Here is a 19,594-nt window from a genome sequence, read left to right as displayed (position 1 = left end):
GCGGGCGCCGGCGACCGCTGTCGTTCCCGACTGCGCCGAGTGCTACTCCTGGGCGGCGTGGTTGCTCTGCCCGGCCGTCATGACGGCCTGCAGAATCACGGCCTGTATCTCGGCCGGGTCGGTGACCTGGTAGCCCCCGCCGCCGGTCACCTTCGCTATCTCGTTCACCTCTTCGCGGTCGGCCTCGGGGCCGACCGCGATGGCGAGGAGCGGCACCGGACGCTCCGGGTCGGCGATCCGCTTGAGCTCCGCGACCAGGGCGCTGCGGGAGATGGAGCGGTTGTCCTGGTTCGAGCCGTCGGTGAGGATCACCACGGCGTTGAACTTGCCCTTCACATAGGTCGCCTGGGCGTCCTTGTACGCGGCCAGAGTGGTGTCGTACAGGCCGGTCGCGCCACCCGGTACCGGCTGCAGCGCGGAGAAGGCCGCGGCGAGCCTCTCGCGGTGGGTGCCGCCGCCCTTCGCCGGATCGCCGAGCCGGCCCGTCGGTACCAGCCTGCGGTAGTCCTTGTCGCCGTCGAGCGTGGTGGCGAACTCCCAGAGCCCGATCTCGTCGTTCGGGGTGAACTGGTTGAGGGCCTGGATCAGGGACGCCTTGGTGACATCCATCCTGGACTGGTTGCGGCCCGGCACGATCGTGGCCATCGAACCCGAGGCATCGACGACCGTCGTCAGCCGCGCGCTCTGCACCGTGATCGTCCACATGCCGAGCGTCTGCTGGAGCGCCTCGGCGGACGGTGCCGCGGCGGCCGTGGCGTACGGCTGGGGCTTCCTGCCGCCCGCCGATGCGACCACCGACTCCCCGGCCGCCCCGTCGACGTTTCTGAAGCCGTGCTTCTTCAGCGTGGCTTGCGCGCCCGGCTCATTCAGCAGTGTCATGAACCGCAGGGCCGCCCGGCCCTCGGACGTGCTCATCCTGGTCTCGTCCACCAGCGTGTACGGATAGTCGAGCAGCGGGGTGCCGTCCTTGGGGTAGAAGAGGTCGAGCCTTCCACCGCCGGTCGACTCCGCGTTGTGGGCGAACGCGGCCTGCTCGGAGAGGAGCACCGCCTGGTTGCGCTCCGGATTGCCCTGCTCGGCGCCCGAGTCGCCCTGAGCCAGCGTTTCGAGCACCTGGGTGTCACCGTCCGACATGCGCTGCGCGAGCAGCTTGGCAGTGGCCGCGACCCTGGTGTCGCTGTCGCCGCCCTGTTTCTCGGAGGACGCGCCGATGCTGGAGAGCGCGAGCAGACCGGTGGCACTGCGTGCCGGGTCGGCCGCGCCGAGACGCACCTTGTCGGAGTCCATGGCCGCGGCCGTCAACTCCGCCCAGGAATACTTCTTCTTCGGCCAGCCGAGGCTCTTGGCCGCCGACGGCACCATGGCCAGGGTGACGGGGGAGGAGGCGACGGAATCACCCGGCGTGATCGGGATGCCGTCACCGGAGCCCTTGGCCCGGTCGACCCAGAGGTCGGAGTCGGGCAGCCAGATCTGGTAGTCCGGGGTACGGGTGCCGGAGGAGAGTGCGTTGGCGACCTTGTAGGAATCGCGGGCCACCACCCGCACATACAGACAGCGGCCGTCGGATCTCACATCGTCCTTGCGCGCCTTGTCGGCGACGGCACGCACGGCGGGGGCGATGTCCGGTGAGGACACCATGGAAAGGCGTACGGCGGAATCCTCACAGGATTTCGAGAACGACAGCAGGCCGCCCTGCACCGCGACTGCCGTTCCCGCCGCCACCGCGAGGACGAGCATGGTCGCGATCGCTACGGTGCGCCGTCGGCGCGGCGGCGGACCGTCCCCGCTTCCATCGGTCGCGTAGTCGTCGGGCAAGCTGTGACGTCCCATGACGGTGGTGCCCCTCCTTGAGAATGAACAAGGAAAAGGGGGACCAGACCATCGCCAATGGTGGTTGTCCCCCGGCCTGTCGCGCATGATCTTCGTACCTGCATTCGAGACCCTAGCGGGACGGGGAGCGGGATGGGGCGTGAATGCACAACTCAAGGCAGGTGTACAGGTGGAGGCGGGGCGCGTGGCTGAATCTTTCCCCCAAGAGGCTGTGTCGCGACGGATCTTGCGGTCCGAAACGGTGCTGGTGCTGGCTCTCTCATTGGGCGCCAGCGGGGTGTCTGCCCTGATCAGTTTTGTCGGATCACTGACGAAACCAGGGGGTTTGAAGGAACAGGCCGCGACGCTCAACAGCTCATACGCACCCGGGCGTCCATGGCTGGATCTCGCCTGGCAACTCTTCGGAATCGCGACGGCCCTGGTGCCCGTCGCCCTCGTCGCGCATCTGTTGATGAGGGAGGGCGCCGGCCTGCGTGCCATCGGTTTCGACCGGAGCAGGCCATGGCCGGACCTGGGGCGCGGCGCGATGGTGGCGGCGGGCATCGGGAGCGCCGGGCTCGCCTTCTATCTGGTGGCGCGGGCAGCCGGTTTCAATCTGACCGTGGTCCCGGAATCACTGCCCGATGTGTGGTGGAAATTCCCGGTTCTGATCCTGTCCGCGCTCCAGAACTCCGTGGTGGAGGAAGTGATCGTCGTCGGGTATCTGCTGCGCAGACTCGGTCAGTTGGGGTGGACGCCGATGGCCGCCCTGGTGGCGAGTTCGGTGCTGCGCGGCTCGTACCACCTGTATCAGGGGATCGGCGGCTTCATCGGCAACATGGTGATGGGTGTTGTCTTCGTGCTGCTGTACCGGCGCTGGGGGCGGGTCGGTCCACTGGTCGCGGCGCATGCGCTGCTCGACATCGGGGCGTTTGTCGGATACGCCCTGCTGGCGGGGAAGGTGGGGTGGCTGCCTACGCCGTGAGTGGGGTGGGGCGTAGGCGGGCGGTGTTCGGCGCGGGGGTGTGCGGGAGTGATCCGTGGGCGGTGTTCGGCGCGGGGTGTGCCGGCGTGGTCCGTGGGCGGTGTTCGGCGCGGAGGGCGTACGGGAGTGGTCCGTGCGCCCTCCGCGCTGTCGGCGGAAGGCTCAGAGCGCCGTGAGCAGTTCGCCGTCGATGACCGTCACGGCGCTGCCGGTCAGCAGGGTGCGGTCGCCGCGCAGAGAGGTGCGGACCAGACCGGAACGGGCGGAGGCCTGCAGCCCGGTCAGCTCGTCACGGCCGAACCGGGCCGACCAGAAGGGGGCCAGCGCGGTGTGGGAGCTGCCGGTCACCGGGTCCTCGTCGATCCCGACGCGCGGGAAGAAGCCGCGGGAGACGAAGTCGTAGCCGCGGGCGGGGTCCTCGGCGGCGGCCGTGGCGATGATGCCCCGCCGGGAGAGGCGGGCCAGTGCGGCGAGATCCGGGGTCAGTCCTCGTACGGTCGCCTCGTCGGCCAGTTCCACGACCAGATCGCCGATGTGAGGGCCGGTGTCGTGGACGGAGAGCGGTTCCGCGCCCAGGGCGACGGCCAGACCGGCCGGGGCGGTCTCCGGTGTCAGCGGGGCTGTGGGGAAGTCGAGCGTGATCGTGCCGTCGGGGTGGGCAGTCGCGGTGAGGATGCCGCACCGTGCCGCGAAACGTACCGTGCCGCTCGCTGCCCGGGTGGTGTGCAGGACGTGCGCGGTCGCGAGGGTGGCATGCCCGCACATGTCGACCTCGGTGGTCGGGGTGAACCAGCGCAGCGCCCAGTCCGCGTCGCCGCCCGGCGGCAGCGGGTGGGCGAACGCGGTCTCGGAGAGGTTCAGCTCCATGGCGATCCGCTGGAGCTGTTCGTCGTCGGCAAAGGCGTCGGAATCCAGCAGAAGGACTCCCGCCGGGTTGCCGGTGAAGGGGCGGTCGGTGAACGTATCGACGATTCGGATCCTCATGACGTGACCGTACGTGCGGCGGAAAGCCACAGGCCAAGGCCAATTCCGTGTTGCTGGACCGAAAAGCCCGGCCGGTGACAGGGACTTCGGCCGTCTGCCACCGATTGCATCTGCCTGCTGGGGCCGGCGGCCGGTGCCATGGCGATGATGAGCAGCCGCTCCAAAGGCGCCTGAGCCTCGGGCTCGTCCGAGCCTCTGAGCTCGTCCGAGTCTGCGGGCTCACCCGAGTCCGCCTGAAGCGGCCGACCGCTGCGGACCCTGAACGACCGCCGTCCGCGAGGGGGCGCGGACGGCGGCCTTCGCATGCCGGGCGTGGGCCTTCAGGACGCGGTCCGGAACCCCAGACCCCTGAGCGGGGCCCGCCAAGGCCTCACTTCCCGAGGGGCTGGGTGAAGCGCAACAGGTTGCCGGCGGGGTCGCGGAACGCGCAGTCGCGGACGCCGTAGGGCTGGTCCGTCGGCTCCTGCAGCACCTCGCCGCCCGCGGCGCTGATGCGCTCGAAGGTGGCGTCGCAGTCGTCCGTCGCGAAGATGACGCCGCGCAGCATGCCCTTGGCCATCAGCTCCGCCATGGCCTGTTTGTCGGCCGGTGAGGCGTTCGGGTCGGCGGCGGGCGGTTCCAGGACGATGTTCACGTCCGGCTGCGAGGGCGCTCCGACGGTCACCCAGCGCATCCCCTCGAACCCGACGTCGTTGCGTACCTCAAGGCCGAGCACATCGCGGTAGAAGGCGATCGCCTTGTCGTGGTCGTCGACGGCGATGAAGCATTGGGAAAGGCTGATGTCCATGCCGTTCACGCTACGGACTGGCGGCGGGGCTCGCGCCACCGTTCCTGACCGGCCGCGTGTGGATCTTGGCCATGCACGCCGGGATGGCGGCGCCTCGGTCATGGCTCCGCGCCCGGTAGGTGCTCGGGCTCTCGCCGACCAGCTGGGTGAAGCGCGAGCTGAACGACCCCAGCGACGTGCAGCCGACCGCGAAGCAGACCTCGGTCACCGCGAGGTCGCCGCGCCGCAGCAGCGCTTTGGCCCGCTCGATGCGGCGGGTCATCAGGTAGCTGTATGGCGTCTCGCCGAAAGCGGCGCGGAAGCTGCGGGAGAAATGGCCCGGCGACATCAGGGCGTCACGCGCCAGCGCCGGGACGTCGAGCGGCTCGGCGTAGTCGCGGTCCATCCGATCGCGGGCCCGCCGCAGCCGGACGAGGTCGTCGAGGTTCTGCCGTCTCACCCGATCAGTTTCCCACAGCACCCGAGGCCGGTGATGAGGAGCATGGACGACGCCCTGGAGTCCAGAGCTGACCGAGGACGAGCCGAGCGACCTGCTCAGCGACCACGACCGCGAGGCTTGCGTCCGCGGCGGTCATTGCCGAAGCCCTCGGGTGGTCCCCCAGGGTGTCGAACGCTCCTTACTCGTCACTCGTCCTACTCGAATACGTCTCGCTACCAGTCGAGTGGGACGAGTCGAAACAGATGAGAGAACTCGTCCCACGGTGTCCGCGAGGGCCTCGGTCAGGTGCCGACGTAGGCCGCGAGGTGCTCGCCGGTGAGGGTGGAGCGGGCGGCGACGAGGTCGGCGGGTGTGCCCTCGAAGACGATCTGGCCGCCGTCATGGCCGGCGCCGGGGCCGAGGTCGATGATCCAGTCGGCGTGCGCCATGACCGCCTGGTGGTGCTCGACGACGATGACCGACTTGCCGGAGTCGACGAGCCGGTCGAGCAGGCCGAGCAGCTGCTCGACGTCGGCAAGGTGCAGGCCGGCGGTCGGCTCGTCGAGGACGTAGACGCCGCCCTTCTCAGCCATGTGGGTGGCCAGCTTGAGCCGCTGCCGCTCGCCGCCGGACAGCGTGGTGAGCGGCTGGCCGAGGCTGAGGTAGCCGAGCCCGACGTCGGCGAGCCGGTCGAGGATGTGGTGCGCGGCCGGTGTGTGCGCCTCGCCGGAGCCGAAGAACTCCTCGGCCTCGGTCACCGACATCGCCAGCACCTCGCTGATGTCGCGGCCGCCGAGGTGGTATTCAAGGACCGATGCCTGGAACCGCTTCCCCTCGCACTCCTCGCAGGTGGTGGCGACGCCGGCCATCACCGCCAGGTCGGTGTAGATGACGCCGGCGCCGTTGCAGGTGGGGCAGGCACCCTCGGAGTTGGCGCTGAACAGCGCCGGCTTCATGCCGTTGGCCTTCGCGAACGCCTTGCGGATCGGGTCGAGCAGTCCGGTGTACGTCGCCGGGTTGCTGCGTCGGGAGCCCTTGATGGCTCCCTGGTCCACCGACACCACACCCTCGCCGGCCGGGATCGACCCGTGCACGAGCGAGCTCTTGCCGGAGCCGGCGACGCCGGTGACGACGCACAGGACCCCGAGCGGGATGTCGACGTCGACGTTGCACAGGTTGTGCGTCGTCGCGCCGCGGATCTCCAGCGTGCCGGTGGGCTTCCGCACCGTCTCCTTGGCGGAGGCCCGGTCGTCGAAATGGCGCCCGGTGATGGTGCCGCCGGCCCGCAGTCCCTCGACGGTGCCCTCGAAGCAGACGGTGCCGCCCGCCGTACCGGCGCCGGGGCCGAGGTCGACGACGTGGTCGGCGATCGCGATGGTCTCCGGCTTGTGCTCGACGACGAGCACCGTGTTGCCCTTGTCCCGCAACCGCAGCAGCAGGTCGTTCATCCGCTGGATGTCGTGGGGGTGCAGCCCGATGGTGGGCTCGTCGAAGACATAGGTGGTGTCGGTGAGCGAGGAGCCGAGGTGGCGGATCATCTTGACGCGCTGCGCCTCGCCGCCCGACAGCGTGCCCGACGGCCGGTCGAGGGAGAGGTAGCCAAGGCCGATCTCCACGAACGACTCGAGGGTCTGCTGCAGCGCGGCGAGCAGTGGCGCCACCGACGGCTCGTCGAGACCGCGGACCCATGCGGCCAGGTCACTGATCTGCATCGCGCAGGCGTCGGCGATGCTGATCCGCTTGATCTTCGACGACCGGGCCCCCTCGCTGAGCCGTGTGCCGTCGCACTCGGGGCAGGTGGTGAAGGTGACCGCCCGCTCCACGAACGCCCGGATGTGCGGCTGCAGCGCCTCCTTGTCCTTGGACAGGAACGACTTCTGGATCTTGGGGATCAGCCCCTCGTAGGTGAGGTTCACGCCCTCGACCTTCACCTTGGTCGGCTCCCGGTAGAGGAAGTCCTGCATCTCCTTCTTGGTGTACTTGCGGATCGGCTTGTCCGGGTCGAGGAGGCCCGACTCGGCGTAGACCCGCACGGTCCAGAAGCTGTCGGACTTCCAGCCGGGGATGGTGAACGCGCCCTCGGCGAGCGACTTGGAGTCGTCGTAGAGCTGGGTGAGGTCGATGTCGGAGACCGTGCCCCGGCCTTCGCAGCGCGTACACATGCCACCGGTGCGGTTGAAGGTTGCCTTCACCGCCTTCTTGGCACCGCGCTCCACGGTGATCGCACCGCTCGCCCGGACCGAGGGGACGTTGAAGGCATACGCGCTGGGTGGGCCGATGTGCGGCTTCCCGAGCCGGCTGAAGAGGATGCGCAGCATCGCGTTGGCGTCGGTGGCAGTGCCGACCGTGGAGCGGGGGTCGGCACCCATCCGCTGCTGGTCGACGATGATCGCGGTCGTCAGCCCATCGAGTACGTCGACCTCGGGCCGCGCCATCGTCGGCATGAAGCCCTGCACGAAGGTGCTGTAGGTCTCGTTGATCAGCCGCTGCGACTCCGCCGCGATCGTGTTGAACACCAGCGAGCTCTTGCCCGAGCCGGAGACACCGGTGAACACCGTCAGCCGGCGCTTCGGGAGCTCGATGCTGACGTCCTTGAGGTTGTTCACGCGCGCGCCGTGCACACGGATCAGATCGTGGCTGTCGGCAACGTGCAGCGCAGGCGACTGCGTACCCGTCCTCTTGGCGGTGCTCATCGTGTCTCCATCTGTTACGCGGACCGCCTTCGCGGTCTCCGCCGGCGTCGCCTGGCTCGATCTGGCCAGCCTCGCACAGTACGTCTGGTTGTCCTTCACTTCGGCCCGTGGAACCTCTGGGCCCCAGCCACGCGGCCTGCCCGCCGAGGCGTCAGACCGCCCAGCGGCCGTCGCGCATCAGCTCGCGGCCGGGCATCTCGTTCACCTCGCGCCAAGCCCGGAACCAGCGGTACGGGGTGGCCGGCGCCAGGGGGTCTCCCCTGCTCGAACGAAGTTGAGAGCTTGGGGAAGGGCCGAAGCCGGTGTGCGCGACGAACCGGTCACCCCGCTCCTGCGGCAGCGCGTCGATCTCGAGGACCTCGACTTCGCCCTCGATCATGGACACGTCGCGGGTGTGGCCCAGCCCCGGCTGAACGGTTCGGGTGGCGGCCAGGTTCCTGCCGGTGGGGCTGTCCGTCGGCGTGGCCACCAGCAGCGCTTCGCCGTCCCAGTCGAAGGACAACGGCACCGGATACGGAGCACCGTCCGCCGAGGCACTGGCCACCCGGACATCGATGTCGTGGGTGAGCCGATGCCCGGTGTCGCGACGACGCCGAGCACGGGAGCGGGGGGTCGGCACTCATCGGTCCTGAAGCAGCCCGAGGACGTTGCCATCGGGGTCGGTGACGGTGGCCACCAGGCGGCCGCCACCGACGTCGTGCGCGGGCTCCTTCACGGTGGCACCCGCGGCGGTCACCTCGGCCAGCTTCGCCTCGATGTCCGGCACGTGCCAGTAGGCCACCGGTGAGGTCATGCCCTGCGGTCCACCGCCCGGCACCAGCCCGATGTGCTGGCCCTCGGCCTCGAAGCCGACGTAGTAGGACTCGTCGGCCTGCGGCCGTACGCCGAGCAGGGCGGCGTACACCTCCTTGGCCTTCGCCAGGTCGGAAACGGGATGCAGCACGGTCTTGATTCCCTGGGTGGAAGAGCCGGTCATGGTCACTCCTGAAGTCGTGGGTCTGGTCGGGATTGTCTGGCTCAAAGACGAACGGGAGTCCGGAAATCGACAGCCCGATCGCCCCGGATGGCGATGTCGCCGTTGGCCGTTCGTCTTAACCGGGCCCAGCCCGCAAGAGAAGAAGGACCACCGGGATCACCTCCGGGCGGTAGCGATGGAAGGCCAGGGATGCGTCCGGGGCGTCGTGCGGGAGGAGGCTCGCGTGAATGGTGATGTCCATGGCGATCACGCTAACTCCGGCTCAAGGGTCCGCGCTTCTCCATTCCTGATCGGTCTGGTCACCTGTTTCGCGACGCACGACGGCATCTCCGCCGTCACGCGAGCTGTCTGGCCCCGGTAGGTGCTGGGCGGCACACCGGCCAACTCGGTGAAGCGGGTGCTGACAGGTGCCCCAGTGACGCGCAGCCGACCGCGAAGCAGACCTCGGTGCACCCCACAGCGGCCACCGTCCGCCGGGTCCTCGCCGAAGCGGATGACGCAGCCTGAGCATCACGTTCAGCTACATGTCGGTTGGTTCGCCGCTCGTCAACGGCACCCCGAGTCGGGTGCTCGCTCGGCGCCACGGGTCGCCTTGCCGATGAAGTCAGTCGCCGTCACTGAGGCAGGTCGCACAGTGACCGACCAGGGTGTTTGTCAAGCGACCGGTTCCGATATATCGTTGACGCATCGCGACAGATCAACGATGGAAGGAGCGTAGCGATGCGTTCACATGGACACGACCATGAGCACGGGCACGGACATGGGCACTGCGGGCCCGGTCATCAGGGTCGGGGCGACTTCGAGGGGCGGCGGGCGGCCTTCGGGCAGTTCGGTCCGCCGTTCGGGGGCGGTCCCTTCGGGGGCGGTCCCTTCGGTGGCGGGCGCGGCCGGGGCGGCGGCCGGGGGAGGGCGCGCCGGGGTGACGTACGTGCGTCGATCCTGGCGCTGCTGAAGGACCGGTCGATGCACGGGTACGAGATGATCCAGGAGATCGGCGAGCGCAGCGGCGGGGCCTGGCGGCCCAGTCCGGGCTCGGTCTATCCGACCCTCCAGTTGCTGGAGGACGAGGGTCTGATCGTCAGTGCGAGCGAGGGTGGCAAGAAGCTGTTCACACTCACCGACACCGGCCGCTCCGAGGCGGAGTCGGGTCCCGACGCGCCCTGGGAGGAAGCCGGGCGCGGAGTCGACTGGGAGAGCGTCAACGAGATCCGGCAGGCCGGCTTCGGTCTGATGGAGGCGTTCGGCCAGGTCTGGAAGACCGGCTCGGCCGATCAGCGTCAGAAGGCGCTCACGGTCATCAATGACGCCCGTAAGAAGCTCTATCTGATCCTTGCCGACGAGCACTGAGCCCCTGGGCAGGGCGCCAAGGGCCTCGCGGCCGAGCCGCGAGGCCCTTCCCGTTGGTCCGGTGGCCGTCAGGCGGCGACGAGTCCGCCCAGTCTGCGCAGCGACTCGACGAGCGCGGCGGTCGCCGAGTCCTTGAGTTTGCCCGCCATCAGGGAGACCGCGGCGCCGGTGAACTCTCCGTCGATGCGGACCGTGGTGGCATCTCCGTCGGGCGTCAGTGAGTAGCGCATGGCCAGATTGACGCCCATGGGCCCCTTGCCCTTGGTGGTCAGCAGTCGGGCGGTCTCCAGCTCCGCCACCGTCCAGGTCACCTCGGCGGGGAAGCCCATGAGCTTCATGTTCTCCTCATAGGTGGCCGCGAGTTCGAGTGTTGCCGGGCCGCCCTTGGGGAAACCGGTGTGGGTGGCGTTCCACCGGCCGTACGCGGTGAAGTCCGTCAGCTGGGCCCAGACCTTCTCGGCCGGTGCTTCGATGCGTGCTTCTGCACTGACTTCGGCCATGCGACCACCCCTTCTCGGCGGGTTACGGTGTCGCGGAACGTAGCCGCAGCGACGCGAACATTCAATACTGATGAACTGTCAGATCTGCGTGGTCCGTTCCTCCCGCTCCCGCCCGCCAGATCAGTGCGGCATCGAATCGATCGGATACGCGCGGGTGCGGGCCGTCGTCATGGCAGTGGAACGCGGCCCAGAAGAGATCGGCGCGCAGTGCGTCCGCCGGTGCGTGGATCCGGTATACGTACTCCCGTCCGTCTAGCGCCGGCAGGGCGACCAACCAGGACACGTCCGCAGTCTCCCTTCCGGCTGCCGTATGGATGGTGTGGGACGTACGAGGGCGGCTTGCGGTTGCTCCAGGAGTGCGGCGCAAGGCGGCGCGCGCCGTTTTTCCGGATCGGATCCCGGAATGGCGAGATCTCATCCGCAAGGAGGAGGAACCGCTCTGGTGTGCCCAACTTGCGTGGGATGCCTAAATGGGCCCCTCCGGTGATGCCTCGGCGCTGTGGGACTGATGGGGTAAGAGGTGTGCAAAACCGGACGCCGCGGATCCCTCAGCAGCCCGCACCGAACCGTGCTGAGTTCGACGCCAGACTCACTGTGGAGCTGGCCGCCGTGGTGACCGGTGCCCGAAGGCGTGCACTTCGCGACGGTGACCGGCAGATCGACACTGCGCATCTGCTGCACTCCCTCATCGAATCGGACCCCGAGGTGCGGGCGGCCTTCGAGGGCGGACCCCAACTGGCCAAGGTGCTCGGCTATCTCGTCCAGCGCAGTATCGGATACGGGCTCCGATGGCAGGGCGCGGTGGAGGACTCCGGCGCTGTCCGGGTCGTCGAGAACCTGGATTCAGCTGTGCGGGACACCGGGGTGGAGGGCTGGTCGCCCTCGGCCGCTTCGGCGATGGCCGAAGCCCGCGAGCGGGCGGAGCTGCGCGGCGACGCGCGGGCCGGAGGGCTCGATCTGCTCGCGGCACTGGCCTCGGACCACGAGTGCCGGGCCGTCGAGGTGCTGGAGCGGGCCGGCGTCGACGCGGGGCAGCTCGCGGCCCGGATCGTGGGGGCGTCCGGCCAGGGGTGGCGGGGGGCCGGGGGCTGACGTGCCGGAGCCGATTCAGTGCGGCGGTTCGGTCAGGGCCTTGAAGGCCGGGCGGAGCAGGGCGGCGATGCGGTCGGCGGGGGCGTCGCGGAGGGCGTCGAGGCCCAGGAGCTGGTGGCCGATGGTGACGCCGACCATGGTGGTGATGACCAGTGCGGCGCGCAGCTCGGGGTCGTCGACCTCCGGCAGTGCCGCACCGATGCTGTCGATCTGCCGGCCGAGGCTCTCGCGGGCGTGATCGGCTGCGGCTGGATCGGTGAGCATGGAGCGCATCATTGCCAGCGTGCCGTCGGGAAGGCCGCCGAGCTTGAGGCCGAGTGTGGCGAGCAGTTGATCCACAAGTGCGTCGGCGGCGGTGTCGGCAGGCAGGGCGGGGGGCGCCTGCAGAGCCTGGGTGAACAACTCGCGTTTCGACCCGAAGTACTGCATGACCAGCGCCGGATCGACGCCTGCCGCGGCTGCCACGGCGCGGATGGTGGCGCGATCGAAGCCCCGCTCGGCGAACAGCTCGCGGGCGCAGTCGAGGATGCGTGCCTCTGTGGCTCGGCGGCGGTCGGCGCGGGAGATGTGAGGGGCGGTCACGAGTTCACTCTACAGGCGTTGACCGATGCCGGACGGGCTCGTACCGTCATTGGGTCAACACTCGTTGAGTGAATGGAGTGAGTTCTGTGTCAGGTCTGCAGAGATCCTCGGCCCGTACGCCCCGCGAGGTGCTGGACCGCTACCACCAGGCCATGCTCGACAAGTCCGCGGACGACCTCGCCGACCTCTACGCAGTGGACGCGGTGCATGAGTTCCCGTTCGCGTCCCCCGGCTTTCCCCCGCGTTATGAGGGGCGCGAGGAGGTGCGTGCCGGATACCGGGCGGCCTGGGGTGCCAGTTCGGTTCGCGTGGAGGCGATCGAGGGCATCGAGATCCACGAGACCGCCGATCCGGAGGTGATCATCGGTGAGCATGTCGTGATCGGCGAACTCCCGGCCGGCGGTGGCACCTTCACCGTGCCCGGGATGCTGGTCATCCGCGTCCATGACGGGATGATCGCCGGGGTCCGCGACTACATGGACGGCGTGGCCGTCGCCGGGCTCGGACAGCTGATGGCGAAGGCCGCCGTGGAGCGGGGCGCCCGAGAGGGGGTGCGTCAGGGGTCACAGGGGTGACGCTCCTGACCGTAGCTGTCATGATGTGCCGATGCACGCGTCTCAGGGGAGAAGCGCCGGCCTGGGACTTGCCCTGGCCTCGGCGTTCGCATTCGGTGGTTCAGGGGTGGCGGCCAAGCCGCTGATCGAGGCAGGTCTCGATCCGCTCCATGTGGTGTGGCTACGGGTGGCGGGCGCCGCCCTTGTCATGCTGCCCGTCGCCTGGCGCCACCGGGATCTCGTGCGCAGCCGGCCCGTCCTGCTGCTGGGGTTCGGGCTGCTCGCCGTGGCCGGTGTGCAGGCGTTCTACTTCGCTGCGCTCTCCCGTATCCCCGTCGGTGTCGCTCTTCTCGTCGAGTATCTGGCGCCCGCACTCGTGCTCGGCTGGGTCCGCTTCGTCCAGCGCCGGCCGGTCACCCGTCGTGCCGCGGTCGGTGTGGTGCTCGCCGTCGGGGGACTCACCTGCGTGGTCGAAATCTGGTCGGGGCTGAGCTTCGACGTGGTCGGGCTGCTGCTCGCGCTCGGCGCCGCCTGCTGCCAGGTCGGGTACTTCGTCCTGTCGGACCAGGGCAGCGCGGACAGCGCGGGAGGGGTCGAACCTCCGCATCCGGTCGGTGTCATCGCGTACGGGCTGCTGATCGGCACGGTGGTCCTCACCGCGGTCGCACGGCCCTGGGGCATGGACTGGTCGGTCCTGGGTGGCAGTGCGGGCATGGACGGCACGGATGTACCCGCCGGGCTGCTGCTCGTCTGGATCGTGCTGGTATCGACGGTGATCGCCTACGTCACCGGGGTGATCTCGGTCCGGCTGCTCTCACCCGCGGTGGCGGGCGTCGTCGCCTGTCTTGAGGCGGTCATCGCCACCGTGCTGGCCTGGGTGATGCTCGGCGAGCACCTGTCGGCGCCGCAGCTCATCGGCGGTTCCATGGTGCTGATCGGTGCCTTCATCGCCCAGTCGGCGACACCGAAGACGCCCTCCGGTCCCGTCGCATCGGGACGGGGCGAGGGGCACGTTGCGGGATCGGACGGGGACCGCGGCGCTGCTGAGGGGGAGTTGTCCGCCGGCCGCGCCGCGACGTAATGTGACGACCATGCATTCGACCGTACTTCCGCCGCCTGCCGCATAGCGCGGGCGGCCACTCCTGACGAAGACCGGGCTCGGGCAGTCCCCGAGCGGTTCGTCGCTGCCCGTGTGCGGAGCCGAGCGACCACCGTCCTGTCTTCATCTGGAGAAGTCACGTGTCGAACCCTGTTTCCGGCCTGCCCGTCGGGCGGAGCCTCTTCTATCTGATCGTCGCCGGTGTGGCCTGGGGCACAGCCGGAGCCGCCGCTTCGCTGATCTTCGAGGTCAGCGATCTGGGCCCGCTCGCCCTGTCGTTCTGGCGCTGCCTGGGCGGCCTCGTGCTGCTGCTCGCCGCGCTGGCGCTACGGCCCCGACGCGCGGACGTCCCCGCCGAACCGCGCCGCCGTCGGCTGCTGCGCATCCTGGGAACCGGCGTGGGTCTCACCGTCTTTCAGAGCGCGTACTTCGCGGCCGTCGAGGCGACCGGCCTCGCGGTCGGGACTGTCGTCACCCTCGGAGCGGGCCCCGTGTTCATCGCGGTCGGCGCGCGGCTGACCATGGGGGAGCGGCTGGGACGCGGCGGACTCACCGCGGTGGTGGGCGCGCTGGCCGGGCTCGCCGTACTGGTGCTCGGCGGCGACGGCGCCACCGTGCGGCCCGCCGGAGTCGCCCTGGCACTGCTCTCCGCGGCCGGTTACGCGACGATCACCCTGCTGACCCGGTGGCTCGGCCGCCACGGCGGCGCCACCGACTCGCTCGCCACCAGTGCCTGGGCCTTCGGGATCGGAGCCGTCGGACTGCTGCCGATGGCTGTGGCCGAAGGACTCGTACCGCACACCGCTCAGGCAGTGCAGGTGGTGACGCTGCTGGTCTACGTGGCGGCGGTACCGACCGCGCTCGCCTATGCGCTCTACTTCGCGGGCGCCGCGGTGGTGCGTGCCGCGACGGTGTCCGTGATCATGCTGCTCGAACCGGTCAGCGCGGCGGTCATCGCTGTGGTGGTGCTCCGTGAGCAGCTCACCGCGGCCACCGTCATCGGGACGCTGCTGCTCCTTGCGGCCGTGGCGGGACTGGCGCTCGCCGAGGCGCGCAGCGCCGCGCAGGCCCGCCGACGGGCGGCCGTGCCGGCCTGACCACCAGGGGCGGACGGGCCCGCGTACCCGGCGGCGGGCCCGTACATCCCTGGGACGGTTCAGAGCGCGGTGATGTAGTCCGGCACCCCGATGGCGGGATCGAGGTCGTCCGAAGGGAGCGGCGTCGCATAGCCGTGGGCGAGCGGGACGACGCCCGCCCAGTGGGGCAGCGCAAGGTCGCGGGGTTCGTCGTTGGGGCCGCCGGTGCGGATCTTGGCGGAGACCTCCTGGAGGTCCAGGCGGATGACCGCTGTCGCGGCCAGTTCCTTTTCGTCGGCGGGCCGCGAGTCCGCGGACCGGCCCGGCACCACGTGGTCGACGATCGCGTCGAGGGCGGTCCGCCGCTCCTGCGGGTCGGTGACCGTGCGCGCGATGCCGTGGACCACCACGGAGCGGTAGTTGATCGAGTGGTGGAAGGCGGAGCGGGCCAGCACCAGCCCGTCGACATGCGTCACCGTCAGGCAGACCGGCAGGCCGGGGTCGGTACGGCCGGTCTCCCGCAGCGGCCGGGAGCCGGTCGAGCCGTGTACGTAGAGCCGCTCGCCGATCCGGCCGAAGAGCGTCGGCAGGACGACCGGCGCACCGTCACGGACGAAGCCGAGATGGCAGACGTACGCCTCGTCGAGTATCGAGTGGACCATTTCCCGGTCGTACGCCGCGCGATCGCGGGAACGGGTCGGGACGGTCCGCTCGGTCGGCTGGTATCCCTCTGCGGCGTCCGGGCCCGTGGTCTGCGGCGGTGCGGTGTCCGGCATTGCGTACTCCATTGCACTAGTGCATAATCTGTTTTGTGCTAGGAGAGTATCGGATCGTCGGGCAGCGTGCATCGGAAATTGCCGTCAGTGTGGAGCGCGGGGTCGGCTCGGGGGACCTCGCGCCCGGGCAAGTGCTGCCGCCCATGCGGGAGTTGGCGCAAGTGCTGGGGGTGAATCCCAATACTGTGGCGGCCGCCTACCGCACGCTCCGCGAGCGCGGGGTGATCGAGACGGCCGGGCGCCGGGGCAGCAGGGTGCGGCCGCGCCCCGCAAGTACGGCGCGCGGTTCGCTCCGGGTCGAGGCGCCGCCCGGGGTGCGGGACCTGGGAGAGGGGAACCCCGATCCGGCACTGCTGCCCGCGCTGGGGGAGGCGTTCGCGGCGGCCACGGACGAATATGCGCGGCGGCCCGGAATGTACGGACAGGCGCCGGTGGACCAGGAGTTCGCCGCACTCGCCCGCGCCGCGCTGGATGCCGACGGAGTGCCGGCCGGGTCCGTGGTCGCGACCTCCGGATCGCTGGACGCGATCGAGCGCGTACTGGTCGCGCACCTCAAGCCCGGTGACGCGGTGGCCGTCGAGGACCCGGGGTGGGGCAGCCTGCTGGATCTCGTGCCGGCGCTGGGGCTGCGGCCCGTACCCGTCGCGCTCGACGACGAGGGACCGCTGCCCGATGCCGTCGAGCACGCGCTGAACGCCGGTGCCCGCGCGCTGGTGGTCACCGACCGCGCGCAGAATCCGACCGGGGCCGCGATCAGCGCCGGGCGCGCCTTCGAGCTGCGGGGCGTCCTCGCCGGACACCGCGGCGTCCTCCTGATCGAGGACGACCACGGTCACGCCATCGTCGATCTGCCGTTGTACCCGCTGGCGGGCGCCACGGACCGCTGGGCGTTCGTGCGGTCCGTCGCCAAGGCGTACGGGCCTGATCTGCGGGTCGCCGTACTGACCGGCGACCCGGTCACGGTCGATCGCGTGTCGGGCCGGCAGCGGCTGGGCCCCGGCTGGGTCAGCCGACTGCTGCAACGGGCCGTGGCGCACCTGTGGTCCTCGGGTGCGGTCGACTCGGGCGAGGTGGCGCGGGCGTACGCGAAGCGGCGGGACGCACTCGTGAAGGCGCTGGAGGAACGGGGCGTGGAGGCGCACGGGCGCAGCGGCATGAACGTATGGGTGCCGGTCAGCGACGAGACCGGTGCCGTGGCACGGCTGCTGCACGCGGGCTGGGCGGTGGCGCCCGGGGCGCGGTTCCGGATGACCGCACCCCAGGGGGTCCGGCTCACCGTCTCACCGCTCACCGCGGCCGACATCGGGCCGCTGGCCGATGCGGTGGCGGCAGCGGCGGGACCGGCGAAACCGCTGAACTACGGCTGAGCCTCGGTCCTGGCCCTGGTGCTGCGCGCCCTGCTCTGGGTGAGAGCGGCACCTGCCAGGACCACGAGCGCGCCGACCGGAGTGTTCCAGCTCAGCTGCTCACCGAGCACGACCACTCCGGCCACGGTGGCGATCACCGGAAGGAAGTAGGTGACCATCTGTGCTGTCGTCGGTCCGACCTCCTCCACCACGCCGTACTGCATCAGCACCGCGAGGCCCGTGCCGAGCGCCCCCAGGGCAACCACGGCAAGCGTCGGGATCAACGGGAATCCATCGGGAGCCGAGGTGAACAGCGGGGTCACCAGGGCTAGCTGCACCGTGCCGAGAAAGAGCTGGCTGCCGGTCAGGGCGAGCGTGGAGGAGCTGTTGTCCGCCAGCGTCCTGCGGACGTAGATCCAGCCGATCGGATAGCTGAGGGAGGCGAGCAGAGCCATGGCCGTACCGCTGAAGTCCAGCCCGGAGAAGCCCTGCCAGGCGCCGAGCACGGTCAGTACACCGAGGAATCCGAGCCCGAGTCCGGCGACGCGTCGACGGGTCGGCCGGTCCTCGGAGAGCGCGACGAGCGAAAGCGCCATGCCCCACAGGGGCGAGGTCGCATTGCATATACCGGCCAGCGTCGACGGGATGCTCAGCTCGGCATACGCGAAGAGCGAGAACGGCAGTGCGTTCAGGAAGAACGCGGCGACGGCCAGATGCCCCCACGTACGGGCGCCGCGTGGCAGCCGCGCACGCCGTACCGCCATCGCGACGGCCAGCACCGCCGTGCCCGACAGGAGGCGGCCGAGAGTGACCTGGAACGGTGCGTACCCCTCGGTGCCGACCTTGATCAGAAGGAAGCTGAAACCCCAGATGAGCGAGAGCGCCCCGAACCGGATCCGCCAGTCCAGCGCCCGTCGCGCGGCAGGTGCTGAGGCCGGAGCCGGTGAGGTCGTCCCGGCCGGCAGGGCAGGGGTGGAGGACTTGGTGGGAGGAGTGGTTCTCGGCGTGGCAGGGGCGCTCATGGGGTCAACCATGACGAAAGCAATCGCGTAGGACAAGTGAGATTTTCTGCGGGAATTCGCGTAGCATTGCTTACATGTTGAACCTGGAGCGCCTGCGCACCCTGGATGCCCTCGCCCGGCACGGTTCGGTCAGCGGTGCCGCCGAGGGGCTGCATGTCACCACATCGGCGGTCTCCCAGCAGATGTCGAAGCTGGAGCGGGAGGTGGGGCAGCAGCTCCTCGCCAAGAACGGCCGCGGGGTCCGGCTCACCGACGCCGGTCAGCTGCTCGCCGACCACGCCGCCCGGATCCTGTCCCAGGTCGAGCTGGCCCAGTCCGACATCGAGGCGCAGCGAGGCGAGGTGGTGGGCGAGATCCGGCTCTCCGCCTTTCCGACCGCGGCGCGCGGACTCTTCCCCGCGGTGCTCCTCGCGCTGCGTGCGGACCACCCCGAACTACGCGTGTGCACACGCGAATTGGAGCCCGATGCCGGAATTCGGGCGGTGATCAGGGGGGACGTCGACCTTGCGGTGGTGCTGGACTGGAGCAACAAGCGGCTGCCGGTGCCCGGTGGCCTGGCCAAGGCCGAGCTCCTGGACGATGCGCCGGACGTCGCGATGCCGGCCGGTCATCGGCTCGCGGACCGGGCGGAGGTGGACCTGGAGGAGTTCGCCGACGACGACTGGGTCTCCTGGCCCGAGGGGGAGTTCTGCTACGACTGGCTGATGTTCACCCTGCGCTCGCAGGGCATCGAACCGCGCATCGCGCATCTGGCGGGCGAGCATCACACCCAACTCGCCCTGATCGCTGCCGGGATGGGAGTCTGTGTGGCGCCTCGACTGGGCCGTGGGCCGGTGCCCGACGGGGTACGACTCGTGCCCGTACGGCAGAAAATGCGACGGCACGTCCATGCCGTGTGGCGTACCGACGCGGACCGGCGTCCGTCGATCAGGGCGGCGGTGGCGGCGCTGCGGACGGCCGGTCGGGAGCTGGCTGCGCCGTCGGCGTAGGACCCGGAAAGGGCGTCCTCAGGTCGCGGACGGCCCTGCGAGCTTCCGGAAGTCCCAGGAGGTGATGGCCTCCGGCGTGAGTCGCAGCCAGGCGTGCCGGCCGTCGTGCGGCATGGCGTCCATCCCGAAGTACTTCGCCGCGAACAGCCGTTCCGGCACGTCGAGTTCGGGGCAGGGTTCGCCGGTACGGGGTGCCTCGCCGACAGGGACGGCCGCGCCGGAGAGTTCGATGCCGCGCAGATCCGCGTACTCCACCCCGTCGTCCACGACCACCGCGATCCTCGGGTCGTTGCGCAGCTGGGACCAGCGCAGGCTGCGGGTGATCGAGTACTGCCAGAGCGAGGTGCCGTCCCAGACGAACCAGAGGGCGCCGATATGCGGGCGGCCGTCCGCGGACACGGTGGCGACCCGGCAGGTGCGCTGCCCGGCGAGATAGGTGTCGCGTTCCGCGTCCGTCATCATGATCCGACGGCCTCGTCGCTGAATGGCGGTCATGGGACGCCCCCTCCCGATAGCTGACGTTGTGTCAGAGATCATGGGGCCTCTTCCCTCATCACGC

The 19,594-nt window shown here is 70.0% G+C and carries 22 protein-coding genes and 1 pseudogene; 8 read left to right on the top strand and 15 right to left on the bottom strand.

Features of this window, described 5'->3' with window-relative positions:
• Positions 1–42: 42 nt before the first annotated feature.
• On the bottom strand, positions 43–1,830 hold the full coding sequence (locus tag ACGFU7_RS37675) for a substrate-binding and VWA domain-containing protein (RefSeq protein ID WP_393702146.1): 1,788 nt from the start codon (positions 1,828–1,830) through the stop codon (positions 43–45).
• A gap of 184 nt (positions 1,831–2,014) precedes the next feature.
• Between ACGFU7_RS37675 and ACGFU7_RS37670 the strand changes: the two genes are divergently transcribed.
• On the top strand, positions 2,015–2,794 hold the full coding sequence (locus ACGFU7_RS37670; protein ID WP_393702172.1) for a CPBP family intramembrane glutamic endopeptidase: 780 nt from the start codon (positions 2,015–2,017) through the stop codon (positions 2,792–2,794).
• Between the two features lie 162 nt (positions 2,795–2,956).
• Here the strand turns inward: ACGFU7_RS37670 and ACGFU7_RS37665 are convergent, their stop codons facing one another.
• The 8 genes and pseudogenes from ACGFU7_RS37665 to ACGFU7_RS37630 form a co-directional block, all read right to left on the bottom strand.
• A complete protein-coding gene (locus ACGFU7_RS37665) occupies positions 2,957–3,778 on the bottom strand; it encodes a PhzF family phenazine biosynthesis protein (RefSeq protein ID WP_393702144.1) in 822 nt (273 codons plus the stop codon).
• Positions 3,779–4,148: 370 nt separating this feature from the next.
• Positions 4,149–4,565 carry a VOC family protein gene (locus tag ACGFU7_RS37660; RefSeq protein WP_393702142.1) on the bottom strand — a complete coding sequence of 139 codons (417 nt, stop codon included), beginning with the start codon at positions 4,563–4,565 and terminating at the stop codon, positions 4,149–4,151.
• Positions 4,566–4,575: 10 nt separating this feature from the next.
• On the bottom strand, positions 4,576–4,950 hold the full coding sequence (locus ACGFU7_RS37655) for a helix-turn-helix transcriptional regulator (RefSeq protein ID WP_393702170.1): 375 nt from the start codon (positions 4,948–4,950) through the stop codon (positions 4,576–4,578).
• Between the two features lie 335 nt (positions 4,951–5,285).
• On the bottom strand, positions 5,286–7,676 hold the full coding sequence (locus ACGFU7_RS37650; RefSeq protein WP_393702140.1) for an ATP-binding cassette domain-containing protein: 2,391 nt from the start codon (positions 7,674–7,676) through the stop codon (positions 5,286–5,288).
• A 151-nt stretch (positions 7,677–7,827) separates the two neighbouring features.
• Complete coding sequence (locus ACGFU7_RS37645; protein ID WP_393702138.1) at positions 7,828–8,295, bottom strand: pyridoxamine 5'-phosphate oxidase family protein; 468 nt, start codon at positions 8,293–8,295, stop codon at positions 7,828–7,830.
• Positions 8,296–8,652 carry a VOC family protein gene (locus tag ACGFU7_RS37640; protein ID WP_393702137.1) on the bottom strand — a complete coding sequence of 119 codons (357 nt, stop codon included), beginning with the start codon at positions 8,650–8,652 and terminating at the stop codon, positions 8,296–8,298.
• Between the two features lie 115 nt (positions 8,653–8,767).
• Positions 8,768–8,893 carry a hypothetical protein gene (locus ACGFU7_RS37635; RefSeq protein WP_393702135.1) on the bottom strand — a complete coding sequence of 42 codons (126 nt, stop codon included), beginning with the start codon at positions 8,891–8,893 and terminating at the stop codon, positions 8,768–8,770.
• Positions 8,894–8,898: 5 nt separating this feature from the next.
• A pseudogene (locus ACGFU7_RS37630) lies at positions 8,899–9,101 on the bottom strand (AraC family transcriptional regulator); the annotation flags it as partial.
• A 271-nt stretch (positions 9,102–9,372) separates the two neighbouring features.
• Between ACGFU7_RS37630 and ACGFU7_RS37625 the strand changes: the two are divergent.
• Complete coding sequence (locus ACGFU7_RS37625) at positions 9,373–9,999, top strand: PadR family transcriptional regulator (protein WP_393702134.1); 627 nt, start codon at positions 9,373–9,375, stop codon at positions 9,997–9,999.
• A 68-nt stretch (positions 10,000–10,067) separates the two neighbouring features.
• Here ACGFU7_RS37625 and ACGFU7_RS37620 read toward each other — a convergent pair whose 3' ends face one another.
• Entirely contained in the window at positions 10,068–10,499 is a 432-nt protein-coding gene (locus tag ACGFU7_RS37620) for an SRPBCC family protein (RefSeq protein ID WP_393702132.1), read from the bottom strand.
• Between the two features lie 61 nt (positions 10,500–10,560).
• A complete protein-coding gene (locus ACGFU7_RS37615) occupies positions 10,561–10,782 on the bottom strand; it encodes a hypothetical protein (protein ID WP_393702130.1) in 222 nt (73 codons plus the stop codon).
• Positions 10,783–11,021: 239 nt separating this feature from the next.
• Here ACGFU7_RS37615 and ACGFU7_RS37610 point away from each other — a divergent pair, with 239 nt between their 5' ends.
• The gene (locus ACGFU7_RS37610; protein ID WP_393702128.1) at positions 11,022–11,591 is read left to right on the top strand and encodes a Clp protease N-terminal domain-containing protein; all 570 of its coding nucleotides are present in this window, start codon (positions 11,022–11,024) and stop codon (positions 11,589–11,591) included.
• Positions 11,592–11,606: 15 nt separating this feature from the next.
• Here ACGFU7_RS37610 and ACGFU7_RS37605 read toward each other — a convergent pair whose 3' ends face one another.
• The gene (locus tag ACGFU7_RS37605) at positions 11,607–12,173 is read right to left on the bottom strand and encodes a TetR family transcriptional regulator (RefSeq protein ID WP_393702126.1); all 567 of its coding nucleotides are present in this window, start codon (positions 12,171–12,173) and stop codon (positions 11,607–11,609) included.
• Between the two features lie 86 nt (positions 12,174–12,259).
• Between ACGFU7_RS37605 and ACGFU7_RS37600 the strand changes: the two genes are divergently transcribed.
• The 3 genes from ACGFU7_RS37600 (at position 12,260) to ACGFU7_RS37590 (ending at position 14,923) form a co-directional block, all read left to right on the top strand.
• Positions 12,260–12,748 (top strand): nuclear transport factor 2 family protein, encoded by a 489-nt coding sequence (locus ACGFU7_RS37600; protein WP_393702124.1) that lies wholly within the window; start codon positions 12,260–12,262, stop codon positions 12,746–12,748.
• Between the two features lie 31 nt (positions 12,749–12,779).
• Positions 12,780–13,808, top strand: a complete 1,029-nt coding sequence (locus ACGFU7_RS37595; protein WP_393702122.1) for a DMT family transporter — start codon at positions 12,780–12,782, stop codon at positions 13,806–13,808.
• Positions 13,809–13,966: 158 nt separating this feature from the next.
• A complete protein-coding gene (locus ACGFU7_RS37590) occupies positions 13,967–14,923 on the top strand; it encodes a DMT family transporter (RefSeq protein WP_393702121.1) in 957 nt (318 codons plus the stop codon).
• A 59-nt stretch (positions 14,924–14,982) separates the two neighbouring features.
• On the opposite strand, the gene ACGFU7_RS37585 is transcribed toward ACGFU7_RS37590, so the two are convergent.
• Positions 14,983–15,678 carry a pyridoxamine 5'-phosphate oxidase family protein gene (locus ACGFU7_RS37585; protein ID WP_393702119.1) on the bottom strand — a complete coding sequence of 232 codons (696 nt, stop codon included), beginning with the start codon at positions 15,676–15,678 and terminating at the stop codon, positions 14,983–14,985.
• 35 nt (positions 15,679–15,713) lie between these two features.
• On the opposite strand from ACGFU7_RS37585, the gene ACGFU7_RS37580 reads away from it, so the two are divergent.
• On the top strand, positions 15,714–17,045 hold the full coding sequence (locus ACGFU7_RS37580; RefSeq protein WP_393702117.1) for an aminotransferase class I/II-fold pyridoxal phosphate-dependent enzyme: 1,332 nt from the start codon (positions 15,714–15,716) through the stop codon (positions 17,043–17,045).
• On the opposite strand, the gene ACGFU7_RS37575 is transcribed toward ACGFU7_RS37580, so the two are convergent.
• Positions 17,036–18,046, bottom strand: coding sequence for a DMT family transporter (locus tag ACGFU7_RS37575; protein ID WP_393702115.1), 1,011 nt, complete (start codon positions 18,044–18,046; stop codon positions 17,036–17,038). The genes ACGFU7_RS37580 and ACGFU7_RS37575 overlap by 10 nt on opposite strands.
• Before the next feature lie 74 nt (positions 18,047–18,120).
• On the opposite strand from ACGFU7_RS37575, the gene ACGFU7_RS37570 reads away from it, so the two are divergent.
• On the top strand, positions 18,121–19,035 hold the full coding sequence (locus ACGFU7_RS37570) for a LysR family transcriptional regulator (protein WP_393702114.1): 915 nt from the start codon (positions 18,121–18,123) through the stop codon (positions 19,033–19,035).
• Between the two features lie 18 nt (positions 19,036–19,053).
• On the opposite strand, the gene ACGFU7_RS37565 is transcribed toward ACGFU7_RS37570, so the two are convergent.
• On the bottom strand, positions 19,054–19,530 hold the full coding sequence (locus tag ACGFU7_RS37565) for a pyridoxamine 5'-phosphate oxidase family protein (RefSeq protein ID WP_393702112.1): 477 nt from the start codon (positions 19,528–19,530) through the stop codon (positions 19,054–19,056).
• Between the last annotated feature and the right edge of the window lie 64 nt (positions 19,531–19,594).

Source organism: Streptomyces sp. NPDC048473 (assembly GCF_043200155.1).
Taxonomy (GTDB): Bacteria; Actinomycetota; Actinomycetes; order Streptomycetales; family Streptomycetaceae; genus Streptomyces.
The sequence above is the reverse complement of the archived record's forward strand: the minus strand, read 5'-3'. Positions and strand labels throughout refer to the sequence as shown.

Excerpts from the sequence above, each read along its gene's own strand:
- ACGFU7_RS37575 (WP_393702115.1), bottom strand. The coding sequence starts at position 18,046 with ATGAGCGCCCCTGCCACGCCGAGAACCACTCCTCCCACCAAGTCCTCC.
- ACGFU7_RS37625 (WP_393702134.1), top strand. The coding sequence starts at position 9,373 with ATGCGTTCACATGGACACGACCATGAGCACGGGCACGGACATGGGCAC.
- ACGFU7_RS37650 (WP_393702140.1), bottom strand. The coding sequence starts at position 7,676 with ATGAGCACCGCCAAGAGGACGGGTACGCAGTCGCCTGCGCTGCACGTT.
- ACGFU7_RS37660 (WP_393702142.1), bottom strand. The coding sequence starts at position 4,565 with ATGGACATCAGCCTTTCCCAATGCTTCATCGCCGTCGACGACCACGAC.
- ACGFU7_RS37635 (WP_393702135.1), bottom strand. The coding sequence starts at position 8,893 with ATGGACATCACCATTCACGCGAGCCTCCTCCCGCACGACGCCCCGGAC.
- ACGFU7_RS37595 (WP_393702122.1), top strand. The coding sequence starts at position 12,780 with ATGCACGCGTCTCAGGGGAGAAGCGCCGGCCTGGGACTTGCCCTGGCC.
- ACGFU7_RS37675 (WP_393702146.1), bottom strand. The coding sequence starts at position 1,830 with ATGGGACGTCACAGCTTGCCCGACGACTACGCGACCGATGGAAGCGGG.
- ACGFU7_RS37655 (WP_393702170.1), bottom strand. The coding sequence starts at position 4,950 with ATGGACCGCGACTACGCCGAGCCGCTCGACGTCCCGGCGCTGGCGCGT.
- ACGFU7_RS37585 (WP_393702119.1), bottom strand. The coding sequence starts at position 15,678 with ATGCCGGACACCGCACCGCCGCAGACCACGGGCCCGGACGCCGCAGAG.
- ACGFU7_RS37620 (WP_393702132.1), bottom strand. The coding sequence starts at position 10,499 with ATGGCCGAAGTCAGTGCAGAAGCACGCATCGAAGCACCGGCCGAGAAG.
- ACGFU7_RS37565 (WP_393702112.1), bottom strand. The coding sequence starts at position 19,530 with ATGACCGCCATTCAGCGACGAGGCCGTCGGATCATGATGACGGACGCG.
- ACGFU7_RS37665 (WP_393702144.1), bottom strand. The coding sequence starts at position 3,778 with ATGAGGATCCGAATCGTCGATACGTTCACCGACCGCCCCTTCACCGGC.
- ACGFU7_RS37640 (WP_393702137.1), bottom strand. The coding sequence starts at position 8,652 with ATGACCGGCTCTTCCACCCAGGGAATCAAGACCGTGCTGCATCCCGTT.
- ACGFU7_RS37570 (WP_393702114.1), top strand. The coding sequence starts at position 18,121 with ATGTTGAACCTGGAGCGCCTGCGCACCCTGGATGCCCTCGCCCGGCAC.